Annotated in this window: 15 protein-coding genes and 1 pseudogene; 5 read left to right on the top strand and 11 right to left on the bottom strand. The window is 46.6% G+C overall.

From position 1 onward, the window contains the following. Positions 1 to 15 precede the first annotated feature (15 nt). From ACTCCX_RS05795 to ACTCCX_RS05785, 3 genes are all read right to left on the bottom strand, one after another. Complete coding sequence (locus ACTCCX_RS05795; protein ID WP_463275140.1) at positions 16 to 630, bottom strand: RloB family protein; 615 nt, start codon at positions 628 to 630, stop codon at positions 16 to 18. Next, entirely contained in the window at positions 620 to 1,849 is a 1,230-nt protein-coding gene (locus ACTCCX_RS05790; protein WP_463275139.1) for an AAA family ATPase, read from the bottom strand. The genes ACTCCX_RS05795 and ACTCCX_RS05790 overlap by 11 nt, the downstream gene beginning before the upstream one ends. Positions 1,850 to 2,211: 362 nt before the next feature. Then, entirely contained in the window at positions 2,212 to 2,862 is a 651-nt protein-coding gene (locus ACTCCX_RS05785) for a YdcF family protein (RefSeq protein WP_463275138.1), read from the bottom strand. Positions 2,863 to 3,030: 168 nt separating this feature from the next. On the opposite strand from ACTCCX_RS05785, the gene ACTCCX_RS05780 reads away from it, so the two are divergent. After that, positions 3,031 to 3,195: an SDR family NAD(P)-dependent oxidoreductase gene (locus tag ACTCCX_RS05780; RefSeq protein WP_463275137.1), complete on the top strand. Its 165-nt coding sequence runs from the start codon at positions 3,031 to 3,033 to the stop codon at positions 3,193 to 3,195. Beyond that, on the top strand, positions 3,170 to 3,793 hold the full coding sequence (locus ACTCCX_RS05775; protein WP_463275136.1) for an SDR family oxidoreductase: 624 nt from the start codon (positions 3,170 to 3,172) through the stop codon (positions 3,791 to 3,793). The genes ACTCCX_RS05780 and ACTCCX_RS05775 overlap by 26 nt, the downstream gene beginning before the upstream one ends. A 261-nt stretch (positions 3,794 to 4,054) precedes the next feature. Here ACTCCX_RS05775 and ACTCCX_RS05770 read toward each other — a convergent pair whose 3' ends face one another. The 3 genes from ACTCCX_RS05770 to ACTCCX_RS05760 all read right to left on the bottom strand — a co-directional run bounded on the left by ACTCCX_RS05770 (position 4,055) and on the right by ACTCCX_RS05760 (position 6,652). Beyond that, a complete protein-coding gene (locus ACTCCX_RS05770) occupies positions 4,055 to 4,453 on the bottom strand; it encodes a GtrA family protein (protein ID WP_068561028.1) in 399 nt (132 codons plus the stop codon). Next, positions 4,446 to 5,420: a glycosyltransferase family 2 protein gene (locus ACTCCX_RS05765; protein WP_463275135.1), complete on the bottom strand. Its 975-nt coding sequence runs from the start codon at positions 5,418 to 5,420 to the stop codon at positions 4,446 to 4,448. The genes ACTCCX_RS05770 and ACTCCX_RS05765 overlap by 8 nt, the downstream gene beginning before the upstream one ends. Positions 5,421 to 5,494: 74 nt before the next feature. Beyond that, positions 5,495 to 6,652, bottom strand: coding sequence for an acyltransferase family protein (locus tag ACTCCX_RS05760; protein WP_463275134.1), 1,158 nt, complete (start codon positions 6,650 to 6,652; stop codon positions 5,495 to 5,497). 194 nt (positions 6,653 to 6,846) lie between these two features. On the opposite strand from ACTCCX_RS05760, the gene ACTCCX_RS05755 reads away from it, so the two are divergent. Then, positions 6,847 to 7,473 (top strand): FMN-dependent NADH-azoreductase, encoded by a 627-nt coding sequence (locus ACTCCX_RS05755; RefSeq protein WP_463275133.1) that lies wholly within the window; start codon positions 6,847 to 6,849, stop codon positions 7,471 to 7,473. Positions 7,474 to 7,772: 299 nt separating this feature from the next. Here the strand turns inward: ACTCCX_RS05755 and ACTCCX_RS05750 are convergent. Further along, positions 7,773 to 7,862: pseudogene (locus tag ACTCCX_RS05750) on the bottom strand (family 1 glycosylhydrolase); the annotation flags it as partial. A 232-nt stretch (positions 7,863 to 8,094) separates the two neighbouring features. On the opposite strand from ACTCCX_RS05750, the gene ACTCCX_RS05745 reads away from it, so the two are divergent. Both ACTCCX_RS05745 and ACTCCX_RS05740 read left to right on the top strand, forming a co-directional pair. Next, entirely contained in the window at positions 8,095 to 8,874 is a 780-nt protein-coding gene (locus ACTCCX_RS05745; protein ID WP_463275132.1) for a DeoR/GlpR family DNA-binding transcription regulator, read from the top strand. Positions 8,875 to 8,876: 2 nt separating this feature from the next. Beyond that, the gene (locus ACTCCX_RS05740) at positions 8,877 to 9,563 is read left to right on the top strand and encodes an HAD family hydrolase (protein ID WP_463275156.1); all 687 of its coding nucleotides are present in this window, start codon (positions 8,877 to 8,879) and stop codon (positions 9,561 to 9,563) included. Positions 9,564 to 9,893: 330 nt separating this feature from the next. Here ACTCCX_RS05740 and lacG read toward each other — a convergent pair whose 3' ends face one another. The 4 genes from lacG to ACTCCX_RS05720 form a co-directional block, all read right to left on the bottom strand. Continuing rightward, positions 9,894 to 11,297: a 6-phospho-beta-galactosidase gene (gene lacG / locus ACTCCX_RS05735; RefSeq protein ID WP_463275131.1), complete on the bottom strand. Its 1,404-nt coding sequence runs from the start codon at positions 11,295 to 11,297 to the stop codon at positions 9,894 to 9,896. 15 nt (positions 11,298 to 11,312) lie between these two features. Beyond that, positions 11,313 to 13,028 carry a lactose-specific PTS transporter subunit EIIC gene (locus ACTCCX_RS05730; protein ID WP_463275155.1) on the bottom strand — a complete coding sequence of 572 codons (1,716 nt, stop codon included), beginning with the start codon at positions 13,026 to 13,028 and terminating at the stop codon, positions 11,313 to 11,315. Between the two features lie 5 nt (positions 13,029 to 13,033). After that, a complete protein-coding gene (locus ACTCCX_RS05725) occupies positions 13,034 to 13,351 on the bottom strand; it encodes a PTS lactose/cellobiose transporter subunit IIA (protein WP_016173973.1) in 318 nt (105 codons plus the stop codon). A 390-nt stretch (positions 13,352 to 13,741) separates the two neighbouring features. Continuing rightward, a complete protein-coding gene (locus tag ACTCCX_RS05720; RefSeq protein WP_463275130.1) occupies positions 13,742 to 15,118 on the bottom strand; it encodes a L,D-transpeptidase family protein in 1,377 nt (458 codons plus the stop codon). Positions 15,119 to 15,123 lie beyond the last annotated feature (5 nt).

Below are 15,123 nucleotides of genomic sequence, written 5' to 3'. Positions count from 1 at the left end.
TTAAAATTTTTTAAATTATTTCCTCAGATGCTTGTTCAGCTCCTCGACCAGCATGAAAACGGTCGTGGACGGGTTGTCCCTAGCTGGCGACGACGAGCGCTGACTATAAAGTTTCTTGGCGTTCTGGATGGCGGCTGGCTGCCTTGATAATAATACGTTGTACATGTGCGGATGATTTTTTTTGTAGAAAAATCCCAGTCGTTTCGACAGCATATCAGGATAATGGAAACGTGAAATCGATTTTTTGATCAGCTCAAAATGCAGCAGATACCAGATTTCGAAAGCTTCATTGCTGTAGGCGGCACGGAAACCTTCCCGGTAATGCGTTTCACAGAAAAAGACGGCTTCATTGAAAATATCCCGGTCAAATGAATCCTTATCGAATACCAGCCAAATTTCATCATATTCGTCCGGTCGACCCTTGACGACCTCTCGTGCATGGTTGACTAAAGACATCGTGTTCATCGCCGTCCCGACGATTTCGACCTGCGCAGAGATGACGTGAAAACTGCGGAAGTAGTTCGGCTCGGTCTTGGTGCCTTCGCAAAGAATCAGGAAAGTTTTTTCCGGCCTTTTCGTTCCGACCGGCCGTTCAAATTTTTTCTTGTGTTCTCTTCTTCTATTTTCCATTGTCGACCCACCAATCCAACGGCCGAGGAAATGGGATTGCCCCATATTTGCCGTTCAGGTAGTTGCGGTAAAATTCAAAACTATTCTTCCTTTCCTCGTCATCAAAACGATATTCAACCAAGGAAGTCAGGTGGCTAGCGCTGTACGTGTCCTTTTCCACGAACCAGACTTGATCCCTACGGAAAAGGTTGCTGGAAAGGTTCGTGATATCGTGCGTCGAGTATATCATCTGCGCCCCCTTATCGTTGACGTCGCCGGAAAAAAGTTCCAGCACGTAGCGCGTCATCAAAGTGTGGAATTGCGTATCCATTTCATCGACCATCAACAGTCCACCTTTTTCGAGCGCCTCGATGATCGGACCGGCCAAAGCCAAAAGCTTGACCGTCCCTGCCGATTCGGTATCCTGGAAACGGAAATTTTCGCAATGGAGCCCCGATTCCCCGGCTTCATTGCGCCGTGTCTTGACGACAAAAAAGGCAAGTTCCGGCCTCCCATTGCGCGAATTTTCCAATTCGTGAACAACAATATCCTGAATGGACGGATCGGCCACCTGAATCAAGGCCAAGAGATTATGCTTGTCTTTTGACAGGTGCATCTTCGCCATCGAAATCGACAATCCGATTTTCGAAGTGTCGAGGATGATGCGCATCTCCGTGAACCATTCTATGAACAGTTTCAGTTCCGGATGTTCAGCTGATTCAGGAGCGGAAAGCAACGAAGACAAGGCCAAACGCGTATCGTCCAAAATGATGTCGCGGAACATTTCAGCCCATTCCCCACCGGCGATCTGTCCGGTCGCATTCCGGAAAAACAGATCCTTCTGCTCGTCGCCTTCCAGGTAAAGGAATTCTTCGGTAACCCGTTTGCGGTTGACGAAAAAACCATAGCGATAAAGCTTCCCGTCCAAAAGAAAACTTACTTCCAACATCGTATCCTTTTTCTCGGTGCGCGCATCCAGATGGAACGGTTCGATATGGTCGAGCCATTCACTGGATGAGCACTTCTGCAACAGTAGGCCTTCCTGGATCACCTTCATGGCCTTCAGCAGATTGCTTTTCCCGCTGGCATTCGCCCCATAGATCGTCGCCAATTTTGTCACAGCGATATTGTTTTTGCCATAGACGGACTCCGGGTGTTCGCCGATCGGGCTGGCGACCATCGAAAAGGTAGCCTCATCTTTAAAGGAAAAAAAATTCTCCATCACAATTTCTACGAGCATTCTGACACCTCCTATACCAAAAAGTATAGCACCCTGGCGGCTTTTCTTCTAAGAATAACCGTCAAGAATGCAAAAGCGGATAACATCATTGCAAACGGATACAAATGCGCGGATTTGTAGGGAATTTGTGGATCTTTGCATCATCAGCGAATATCACACTGCGGCGAACAAATCCGGGGGAGGGGCTCTCCAGCTCCGGGGAACGTTTGCCTCGCCGGAGGAAACAACTATGATTATGCGTTGTTCTCCGCTCAAGCCTTCCTCGCCGGAATTGAGCTGGTGAATCCACACCCAATCTCCGGCGAGCCACCATCTTACCGGAAATCAGGTACCCCGAACCATAAAAAAAGACGCACTCCCCATTAAGAGCCGCCTTCGCCGATATCGATGAAATGATACAAACCTAGCCAATAACCGATCGTTTTAAAGATTTCATGCTGCGCCAGGCGTCTCCCGAGTTGGGTTTCGATCCATGGTAAGCCGTACGGACCGCCAGCTGACACATAGATGAATGTCAAATCCTTTCCTTTTGCAGCTTTCTCGAAGCTGTACTTGACCCGGTTCATGTGATAATCGCTCGACACAACAATCGCTGTGTCGAAATCATTTCCTTCCATCAACGCGATACTGTATATGGCATTGGTCCATGTACTGGTCGCTTGGTAATCCGCCAGTATATCATCATCCATCATCCCAAGTTCGCCGTAGGGCTGCAGATGCAATAGTTCGGCATCCACAAGCAGCGGAGAAACGATGATTTTGCCGGATTCGGAATAACCTGCTTCCAACAGTTCTGAGGCCTTAACTCCTCGTTCCGGCGCGCCTTCAGGTACGATGATGATGTCGGAAACGACCGGTTCCTCATTGATTTCCAGATTGGCGAGGATGTAGAAGCTGATTGTCAAAGATACGGCAGTCACGATCAGAAATACATTCAGCAGCAACATCGTTATTCTGGTCGATTCGTCCGTCTTCAGGAGGCTGCGCTCCTTGTCGAATGGATAATTTGCCATCTTCTGCTCTCCACACCCTTTCCTCACCTTATTATCACTCTATTTTATCTGAAATGTGGAAATATGCCATCGCTTTTTATATTTTTTATTTTGAGTGGATCGTCACCTCAAACTTGTAAGCGCTGTCGTGATATAATTAGACCAGCAAGGCATGAGGAGGAGAACGACATGAAACTGATGAACAAAGTCGCTGTTGTAACTGGAGGCGCTTCGGGTATGGGCGAAGCCATCTGTCGCCTGTTTGCTAAAGAAGGCGCAAAAGTGGTCGTTGCCGATTATAACTTCGAAGGTGCCGAAAAAGTCGCAAATGAAATCAACACGGAAACCCCCTGACGCTGCAACTGCCATCAAAACCGATGTCTCCATCGAAACCGACATAAATGCCATGATTGACACTGCAATCACTTTCTTCGGTAAAATGGATATCCTCATCAATAATGCCGGCATCATGGACGGCTTCGAACCGGTCGGAGAAGTCACAAATGCGAGGTGGGACCGTGTCTTCGCCGTCAATGTCAACGGCCCGATGTATGCAAGCCGTAAAGCCATCCAATATTTCCTGGAACACGGCCATGGCAATATCATCAACATCGCCTCAATCGGCGGCCTCCAGGGAGGTCGTGCTGGTGCGGCCTATGTCGCTTCCAAACATGCTGTCATAGGACTGACCAAAAACACGGCCTTCATGTACGCAAAAAAAGGTATCCGCTGCAACGCAATCGCCCCAGGAGCTGTCGCCACCAATATCGCCCAGTCAATGGGCAACATCAGCACATTTGGCCAGGAAACAACCGGCGTCGGCATGGCCATTAATCCGGCCTTCGGAACATCCGACCAGATTGCTTCCGTCGCACTCTTTCTGGCTTCTGACGATGCCAGTTTCGTCAATGGTTCTGTCGTGACCGTTGACGGCGGATGGACCAGCTACTGATTTTTGGTTACTCTCACAAAAAAACGAATGCGACTGCCTCCTTTGTGAGGAACAGCCGCATTCGTTTTTTCTTTTGTCTGTGTTGCCCGCTTGATAATTGGAACCGTAGCTCCGGCGAAGGAGGTCTTCGCCGGAGCTGGCGACGCGTTTCCGACTCCAACTACGACGAAAACCGGCCTACCGGAGCTGGTGCTCGCAGGGTACTTCCAGCTCCGGCCAACCATGCTGTCGCCGGAGTTCCGGTCCCAGACCAGGCTTTTTTTATCCTGCGTTCTTATCCTCCAGCCAAATCTTCCGCGAAATGAAATTCCAGGCCATCACGAACACAGTAGCGGCAATCTTGGCCACCAGGTAATGCAACGCCACTTGATCAACGAAGACCCACATCAGCACTTGGTTCAAGCCCAGCCCGATGACACTTAGAGTGAAGAAGAGCAGCAATTCCTGACGCTTCTCAGCTTCGCCAAAGCGGCTCGTGAACACGTAGCGCATGCTCGCCGCGTAATTGAACAACGTCGCCGCAACAAACGCCAACGCAGCGGCCGTCAAGTAATGCAGGCCGATGAAGTCGGCCAGAACAAACAAAATCAGAAAATCCAGTACCGTCGCCACGACACCGACGAGTCCGAATTTTGCCACTTGAGCCAACACTTTAGTCATCGTTCTGCTCCTCCTTGCGACCAATCGGCAAGGCACCGTCCGTCTCCTTCAATATATAGAGCGGACGCCGCTTCGTCTCCATGAAGGTTTTCCCCAGATATTTTCCGAGGATCCCCAGACAGAGCAACTGCAAGCCGCCCATCCCCAAGATGATGACGATGAGCGAAGTCCAGCCGGAAGTTGCGTTTCCGAAAACCAGTGTCCGCACGGTCAGGATCAAGGCTGCCAAAATCGCGACCGCGAACGACACGAATCCGGTGAAGGCCGCGATCGCCAACGGTGCCTCGGAGAAGGCCACGATCCCGTCCAGCGAATATTTGAACAGGCTCCAGAACGACCAAGTCGTCTTGCCGGCGACGCGTTCCTGATTTTCGTAGGACAGGTACTTCGTCTCGAAGCCGACCCAACTGAAGATTCCCTTCGAAAAACGGTTGTATTCGGTCATCTCAAGCACCGCATCGACCATCTGGCGGGTCATCAGCCGGAAATCCCGGGCGCCGTCGACGATCTCGGTATCTGAGATGCGGTTGATCAGGTGGTAGAACTGCCGCGCGAAAAAGGATCGGATCGGCGGTTCGCCTTTGCGGTCAAGGCGTTTCGTCCCGATGCAATCATATTCGCCTGTGCGGATCAGGGCAACCATCTCCACCAGCATAGCCGGCGGGTCCTGGAGATCCGCATCCATCACGGCCACGTAATCCCCGTTCGCGTGGCGCAGCCCCGCCACCATCGCCGCCTCTTTGCCGAAGTTGCGCGAAAAGGAAAGGTAATGCACACGCTCATCTAAAGAAGCCAATCGCTTCAATTCAGCCAGCGTGGCATCCTTCGAGCCGTCGTTCACGAAAATCAGTTCGAATACGGCATCCGGCAACTGGTCGCTGACCGCTGTTATTTCTTTATGAAAAATCGGTACCATCTCTTCCTCGTTGTGGCAAGGAACGATGATGGAAATGATATCTTTTGACATGTGTCCACCCCTGCGTGTTCTTTCAGAATTCTGAGCTTTCCTTTATCGTATCACACTTGAGGCTGGTTGACCGTCTATTTCTTGAAATGTTTCAGCAAACCGAGGCACCGTGTTTCGACGTGCTTTTGCCACAGGTACGCCACCGGCAAAGCGAAAAGCGGCGAAAGCAACAGCGCCGTTTCCGGCGGGATGACCTGGCCCAAAAATGTCACAAAGAGGATGATCGAAGTAGTGTGCGTCAGGTACAGGCTGAAGGACAGCTTTCCCAAGAGCAGCAGCGGTTTCGATTTGAAGAAGGCCGTCAAACGCGGCGATTCCAGGCACAACAACAGGAACAAAATGATGCCCAAACCAGTCAGCAACAGCGCATGCCGCACCCAGAACGAAAATCCGAGCGCCGCCAGGATCCACTGGCTAGGAATCAAGAACGGAATCGCCCAGGCCGACAGGATCCGGAAAAGATGGTGCTGCTGCACAAATGTCCGAATCGCCGGCAGATGCTTCGCCAAAACAGCTCCCATAACAAAAAAGATTGCATAATAATTCGTCCGGTTGAGCGACTCCGACAAGTGTGCCAGCCAGGCTGTGCCGCTGCGCATGCCCCAATCCGTCAGCTTCTCGATCCCGAACTGCATGACCGCATAGCCGCCTAACACTTTCCCCGTCGCGTAGCGATGCAATGCCACCGCGATAAAAGGCAGGATGAAGGAAAGGCGCCATTCCTGAACCATGCTCCAGAAAGCCCCACTCAAAATATTCAGATTGTAGTCATACCCGAGAAAATACAGCAGCATCTCCAGCGCATTCGGCACCCTTTTCCATTTCACATTGAACGAACCACTCAAGTCGATCGTGTCATGTTTCCAAGCTCCGAATAAGGCAATCAGTATGACCGTTACCGTGATGAGCAGCACATAAGGGAGCATCAAGCGGATCCAGCGTTTGATGATGAAAGGCTTGAAATCCAGCTTGCGCCCACTCAGGTAAGGCCGCGCCAGCACGAAACCACCGATGATGTAGAAGACCAGCACCGCCTCATTGCCGCCCCAGATCATTTTCAATGGTGTCTGCGTCGCCACCCTCCAAAAAGAATTGGCAAAGATTTTGTATTCATTGGCGCTGTAACCATAAACTGTCCAGACCGCCATGTGGAAAATCATGACAATGACCGAGGCTAATCCCCGCATACCGTCAAAGATTTCAATCCGTTGGCTTTGGCCGGATTTTTGCACATCATTCACTCCCATTATCAACAAAACTATCGAAATATTCCTTCCTATGTTAGTGCAAATGTTACAAAAATTCAAATTGTTTATTTTTTTGAGCATATCCACTATTTATTTCGAAGCCGAGATGTTATACTATACTTACATGCGGTAAGTGAAATGAAACTCGCATCAAATATACCATAAGTGGAGGAACACACATGAACGTTTTAGTAGTAAAAGGAAACAACAGACCAGCAGAGGAAGCCATTTCTTCAAAAATGTATGAAACTTTTTTGGCTGCAGCCAAAGAAAATGAAAAATTGAACATCACAACTTATAACGTCTTTTCAGAAGATATGCCTTACTTGGGCCAAGACCTCTTCGGCGCTTACGGCAAAATGGCAGTCGGCGAAGAATTGACTGATATCGAAACACGCCTTTTGGCAGCAAAACAAAAAGTTATGGATGCCGTGACTGCTGCTGACGTGATCGTTTTCGCATTCCCATTGTGGAACTTGACGATCCCGGCTAAATTGCAAACATTCATCGACTACATCTTTGCAGCCGGCTTCACTTTCAAATACGACGAAACTGGAAATATGGTCGCTTTGATGCCTGAGAAGAAAGTCATCCTTCTGAACGCACGCGGCGGCAACTACTCCACTCCTGAAATGTCTCCAATGGACATGGGCGTCAACTACATGCGCAACGTATTCGGCGGCGTATTCGGAATGGAAATCATCGGCGAAGTCATCATCGAAGGACATGCAGCTGTTCCTGATCAAGCAGCAGCAATCATCGAAGAAGGCTTGGCGAAAGTAGAAGCATTGGCTAAATCACTATAATCAAGAAATACGGACGCGCACTAGCAATCGGCTGGTGTGCGTCTTTTTTTGTGCCTTTCCAATTACACCCTGATCTGATAACGGATCACCGGGAGCTGTGCTCCGGTGATCGACGGTTTCGCCGGAGTTGACTGCTTTTTTAGTTGTTTCCTCCGGCGAGCGGTTCTTCGCCGGAGCTGGCGGGTATCTTATTGTTGTCTCCTCCGGTGGGAGGCCCTTCCCCGAAGATGGCGATGTATTTTCGCAACAAAAAAACCAGCTTATGTGCTGGTTTTTTTGTTGCGAATCAGAATTGCGCCGAAATGATGCAACGTCACGAATGGTAGCACATCTTGTTCTTCGCATTCCACAAAGACTTTATGATAGAAATACACACCTTCTTGATATACAGCAGTGGCCCAACTAAATAGAAGATCTTCAGGTGATCGAAACAGCTGACTCTCTCCTGTTCATGTTCATTAATGATTGTTTATGTTTCTTTGAACCTTTACGGTATTAAAAAACACATTCTTGTTCGAAAACTCATCAAATAGTTGCATTTTTGTTTATTTTTGTTCGTTTTGTGTTGACCAGACCGTGAAATTGTGCTAAATTATGGTTAATATGAAGAGGTGAATGAAAATGTTAAAAAAAGAACGCCTGCTGATACTCACTGAAATCGTCAACCAGGAAGGCATCATCACCGTAGCCGATATCGTCAAGCAACTGAACGTTTCCGACATGACCGTGCGCAGGGATCTGGACGAACTCGATAAGGCCGGAAAAATCCTGCGCATCCACGGCGGAGCACAAAGCATCAGCTACGCATTGGACCAGGAACTCTCGCATACGGAAAAACAAGAAGTCCAAAAAGAAGAAAAGAAAGCGATTGCCAAATTGGCGGCAAGCTACGTCGAGGATGGCGACACCATTTTCCTCGGGCCGGGAACGACGATCGAAATAATGGCTAGCTATCTCGGCGGCAAAAAAATCCGCATCATCACAAACAGCTATCCGGTTTTCGAAAATCTGCGCCAATACGACACCGCGGATATCATTATGATCGGCGGCGATTACCGGAAAAATACAGGTGCTTTCTTCGGCCCGATCGCGAACGACAACCTGAAAAAGTTGAAGTTCTCCAAATGCTTCATCAGCGCCAACGGCATCCACAACGAAGCGATCTCTACCTATAGCATGGCGGAAGGCGAAACCCAGAACATCGCCCTGAACAACTCCCGCACAAAATACTTGCTGGCGGACAACAAGAAATTCAACCGGGACGACTTCTACAATTTCTACAACCTGCACGACATCGATCACTTGGTCACCGATGACCATATCAGCGCAGATTTGGTCACGCATTACTCGCAGTACGTCACCCTGACCCAAGCCCAAACAGAAGAAGGAGCTAACTTATGAAACTGAACGGCATCATTTTTGACTTCAACGGCACCATGTTCCAGGATTCGCATCTGCACGAACAGGCCTGGATCGACATGATCCAAAAGTACAGTCCAGGCAACGGGCTCACAGAAACAGAGATTCTGACAAACGTACACGGCCGCACGAACGACAAAATCCTGCGTCATTTTGTATCCGCTGACTTGACGGACGAAGAAGTGCAGAAACTTTCTTTGGAGAAGGAAGAGCATTACCGCAGACTCTGCCTGAACAAACCGGAGCAACTCGTATTGACGGACGGCTTGACCGAAGTGCTGGACGATCTGAAGGAGCGCAAGTTGCCGCTGACGATCGCCACCGCGACCATCAAAGAAAATGTTGACTTCTATTTCGACACCTTTGCGCTTGATCGTTGGTTCGATCCGGACAAAGTCGTCTTCGATGACGGTTCCTTCCCCGGCAAACCGGAGCCGGACATCTTCCTGCATGCCGCCAAAAAACTCGGGGTCGCTCCCGAAGAATGTCTGGTCATCGAAGATGCCTATTCCGGTCTGCGAGCGGCCAACAGCGCGAACATCGGCATGATCATCGCAATCGACCCGTTCTTCAAGAACCGGGAAACCTTCCAAAAGGAAAACCTCTGCAAGGACGGTGTCATCACGGACTTCCACGGCTTCACCCAGCGCCTTTTCGCAGAGCAAGCATAAAAGTTAAAGAGAACGCACCATCGGCCCGGCCGAGGATGCGTTCTCTTTTTGTAAAGTACGGTGTTGCCAAGGTTACCGTATCAAAGGGAGCTGTGCTCCGGTGAACGACGGCTTCGCCGTAGTTGCCTGCTGGGTTTCGCTGTCCTGCTCCGGCGAGGGGGGCTTCGCCGGCGTTGCCCCTGTTCGTGGATCGGTTCCACCGGCGAGCAGTCCTTTCACCGGAGCTGGCTCTCAATTCCCCGAAAAAACAGCATCGGGAAAAAATTTCCCGATGCTGTTTTGTGTAGGTGCATTATTTTTTACTTTCCTGCTCTATAAGATTAAACCGTGCTATTCGATTATCTGAGTTTCTGCCAGCTTCTTATACCAGTAAGCACTTTTCTTCGGATAACGTTCCTGTGTTTCAAAATCCACGTAGAATAATCCGTAGCGTTTCTCATAGCCATTTGACCAAGAGAAAACATCCATCAATGACCAGATGAAATAACCTTTCACGTTCACACCTGCTGTTATTGCATCTGAAATGATTTCTAAATGCTTTTTAACATAATCGATACGTGCATCATCCTTGACTGTACCATCCACAAATTCATCTTTATAGCCTAAGCCATTTTCAGTAATATAGATTTTTTTATAATTAGGATAATCATCTTTGACCCGCATCATTTGATCATATAAGCCTTGTGGATAGATCATCCAATCCCAATCCGTTCGTGGAACATCTACGTCAAACTCTCTTCTTCCGACACCTTTCAGCTGATATTTAGATCCGCCTTTAGCCCCGGTTGAATTATGAGTAATTTCTGATTCACCATCAAAGGCGCGCATCCAATCGCTCATGTAATAATTGATGCCCAGAAAATCGTTTAAATCCTTCGCTGCCTCAAGCATTTCAAAATCCTCTTCACGAAGATCCAACTTGCCACCATTTACGGAGAGAATATGATTGACACCCTCCATCGTTTTTTGAGAGTACCTACCCAAGTAAGTGGCATCCAGAATGAATTTGTTATGGATGATGTCTTCCAATTCTGCTGCACGAACATCTCCTGGATTGGATGGATCATAAGGGTACTTCGTTGGGAGTGCATGAACGACACCTATTTCTCCCGGATAGCCGTTATCCTTATAAAGCTTGACGGCTCTTGCATGTGCGAGCATCATATTATGATGGGATTGGAATAATTTTTCAAAATCATACTTGATCCCTGGTGGGAATTTACCCACTAAGTACTGACCATCACCTATCGGGCCTATTTCATTGAATGTAGTCCAATAGTTCACTTCTGAAAATTCTTTAAAACAGAATTCAGCGTAATCAACAAAATAGTCAATGTTTTTACGATTTAAGAAATCTCCATCTGAATGCAACACTTCAGGAGTATCAAAATGATGCAGCGTGACAAAAGGTTCTACATGACGTTTATGGCATTCTGAAAAGAGCTTATGATAGTATGCAACACCTTTAGGATTTACTTCACCAAAACCAGTCGGAAAAATACGTGACCATGCAATGGAAATTCGAATGCCGTTTACACCGAATTTTTCACTAAGTTCCAGGTCCACAGGATAACGATGATAAAAATCACTGGCTGGCTCTGCTGTATACCAATAGTTTTCTTCAAGATAAGTATCCCATGCTACACGGCCTTTTCCATCTGTTTGTGTCGCCCCTTCAGCTTGATAGGCTGCTGTTGCGCCCCCGAAAATAAAATCTTTTGGTAACTTTTTCATATTATAATCTCCTGTCTAGTCTTCAAATTGTTCCTGAACAAATGCAAGAGCCCCTTGGCCATCACGGGTCAATTTAATGTATTGACCTCCTTGCGTTTTAGCAAGTTTAACGCCCAATCTATCAGTATCCTGTTTGATATCTTCGTAATTCGAAGCCACTTGAGGTGCCAGGATGACTAAATCATAGTCTTTCATGATATCCATGTGCGCCCCATAGCTGCCTGCTGCTGCTTTTACAGGAGCCCCATATTCAGCCGCAGCTTTATTTAAAGCATTAGCAAGAAGGCCACTTGTTCCACCGCCGGCACAAAGGACAAGAACATTTTTAGCTTCTATTATTTTATTTTCAAAAACTTTCGGATCATTCTCGTTCGTATCAGCACTTGCAAGGACCGCTTTGGCTTTTTTAGTATCAAAGCTGCCTTCAACTTTTTCTTTCAAACTATCAATAGAGGATACACCTGCTTTTTCTTCTTCAAGAATTTGTGCATCATAGACCTTAAAGAACGGGTAGTAAATCACTACGTCCACTACAATCAGTGTAAGAGCGAGAACAAATGACATCAACCCAAATCCTGTTCCGATAACAATTCCCAAAGGACCTGGCGTTGTCCAAGGCAAATTCACACTAAAGCTGTTCATTCCAATAACATCAACGAAGAATTTGAAAATCCATACGTTAGCAATTGGTGCAAAAATAAATGGAACAAAGAATACTGGATTTAATACGATAGGTGCTCCAAATAAAATTGGCTCATTAACCCCAAAGAAAGTTGGCACAACTGACGCTCTGCCGATCGCCTTATTCCGTTTTGATTTTGATAACCACATGAACATGAATGGAACAACTAACGTTGCACCCGTACCACCCATTGTAACGATAAACATCTGTGTTCCGGATGTCAGAATCTTATCTGCATGCTGTCCAGCCTGTAAAAGTTGGAAATTTGTTTCAATATTCGCATAAGTAATCGCTGCAATAGCAGGTTCAACGATGGATGGCCCATGTATACCAACAAACCAGAATAGTGCATAGGCACCAAATATGATTGTAATGCCCAAGTAACCATCAGCCGCTGTGAACAGTGGCTCGAATAACTTAATAACAGACTCCGCCACATTCGTGCCCATAATGTTCCTAGTCAGTATATCCAAACCATAAAGAACGACTATCACTAAGGTAAAAGGAATGATATCTTTAAATACTTGTGAAATGTTTGGTGGTACTTCTTCCGGCATCCGGATTGTCACATTATTTTTCACAGTGATATTATAGATATTCACAGTAATGAATGCTGCAAGAAACGCTGTCAATAGTCCTTTTGTCCCTAAGAATCCGTTCGCAAATCCACCGCCCTCAACTGCATCCGCAGCAAGGAGTAAGAAACCAGATATGGAAGCCAGCATAGTGGAAAGGAAGTTAATTTGATTGGTGCTTTCCAGCTTTCTGTTAAAGGAATCCGTTAAAGATTTTGCTGTTGTGCCGGCAACCAAAACGCCTAAAATCCCCATTGTATATCCGTATGGTTTCATAATCAAAGCTTCAGTCGATGCACTCCATGAGAAACCGAAGATATTAGGAACATATGCAATCAATAGGAAAATACTTGAAAACAGAACAACAGGCATCGCTGAGATAAAGCCATCACGTATGGCGCGTAGATAGATATTACGGGATACTTTCTCAAAGAAAGGTTTAGCTTTTTCAATTTGTGCAATCAATGCATTCATCATAATTAGTTGCTCCCTCTTTTATACAATTCAATCATATGTTTCATCAAATCCCTAAGCAGTAATGTTGTCATCAAGTGATCCTGTCCATGCATCATCGTAACGCTGTACGCAATATCATCGCCTGAAGCTTCCATAGTAAGCAAACTTGTCTGAGCTTTATGAGCCTCTTTGATGCTGGTATTTGCTTCTTCACATAATGCTTCGGCTTTATCATAATCACCTTTTTCCGCTGCTTTTAAAGCATCCAAAAGGTACGATCGCGCTTCACCTGCATAGGCAACAATTTCAAACCCTAATAAAGTAGCTTCTTCCCTGTTCATTTTCATTTCCTCCAATTTGTTCAGATTTTTTCTTTCCAAGATGTTGCTGTCGTTCCAAGAACTTTGCTTAGTGTATCGATAGTATTAAAGCCCGTCTTACGCTACCTGATTTTACGAAGACAATTTGGAAAATCACAACTCATTTCCCCGAAAGCGTTTTTATTTCCTTATAACCTCATTATAAACAGAACCAAACACAAAATCAATCTTTTTGTTCGATTTTTTGTTTTATTTTTTTGTTTTTGTTCAGTAAATGTTTCTTTTTGTTTTTTAGTGTAGTTAAAACATTTTTTATTAGTAACACCCTTTTCCAAGTTATAAGAAAAACGCGCAACTGAAGCAGCACTTGACTGCTTCGGTTGCGCGTTTTTTTGCAATTCAGAATTATTATCAATAGATAACCACTGGTGTTCCTATCGAATGCGTGTAGAATAGCGTTCTAACCGCTGTTAAAGGCGTGTTCACACAGCCATGGGAACCATAAGTTAAATACAAATCTCCCCCATAACCATGCGTTTGCCAAGAAGAATCATGTATCCCGTATGAATTACCTATGAACGGCATCCAATACTGCACGGGCGAAACATATCCAGGACCAATTAAAACACTTGGTGATTGTTTACTGAGTATTGAGAATAATCCTTTTGGAGTAGCGTACCCCAAGTACGGGTTTCCGGTAATGACACCTGTTTCTACAATTTTTTGTGTACCGATGTATGACCACATTTTCTGCTGAGCGATGCTAATGATAATATAATTACTTCCTACATAGTACCTGACACCGGAGGTTGCTTGGAAATAACCTTGTTCGACAGTCCAGTTTGGCCCGAGGACAACCGACGGCTTTTTCACAAATGCTCGGCTCGTGTTTCCTGGCGCTGCCCCTCCCTTGGATACAATCTTGATCTGCACAGCTTCAATGCGGTAATTGTATCCTTCAGTCCCTGCGGAGGCACCGTTTTTAGCCCAATCCAACCAACCGTAGTTTTGAGTATGAACACGATAATATATATCATAGTATTCTGCCATTTCACCCGTCAGCTTGACTTTTACAGCCTCTAAATACTTTCCAGTTCCTGTCGTTCCTGCAAAAATGTCGTTTTGCGACCACGCTTGCCAACCAAGTCCTTGTACATCGGCACAGTAAGCAACAGCACCTTCATAAGGTTGCATGTCCAACCGTACCTTAATGGCTTCCACACGTTTACTTTCCCCTAAAGTACCACTTAAACCACCATCAAAAACATAATTCTGCCACCCTATATTTTGGACGTGGCTGGCGTATGAAACAATTGGCTCCTTTCGGATGACAAAGCGGTTAGCCGTTGAACCAGGAGCAGCATTACCTTTTTCAATCAACTTGATCTCGATTGCTTCAGTACGATAGTAATAGGATTCTGTTCCTGCGGATTCACCATTCTTGGCCCACCCGAGCCAACCAAATTTCTGCACATGTGTACGATAATAAATATCGTAACGCTCGGCCATTTCTCCTGTGAGCTTGACTTCAATAGCTTCCAAACGTTTACCCATTCCTACCGTACCGCTCAGGGCATCGTTTACCACCCAATTCTGCCATCCTTCACCTTGGACATGGGCGCGATAAGTAATCGAACCTGACGACGGAAAATTTGTTCCTTTAATTTTGATACCTTCTATCTGTCTGCTTTCCCCTGTCGTTCCACTCAGGGCGCCATTTTCCACGTAATTTTGCCAGCCAATCGATTGGACGTGCGCCGAATAAGATACACCTGCCCCCTTCTCCATGTATG

The organism is Trichococcus sp., from assembly GCF_055118575.1.
This window is presented reverse-complemented; position numbering and strand designations above follow the sequence as displayed.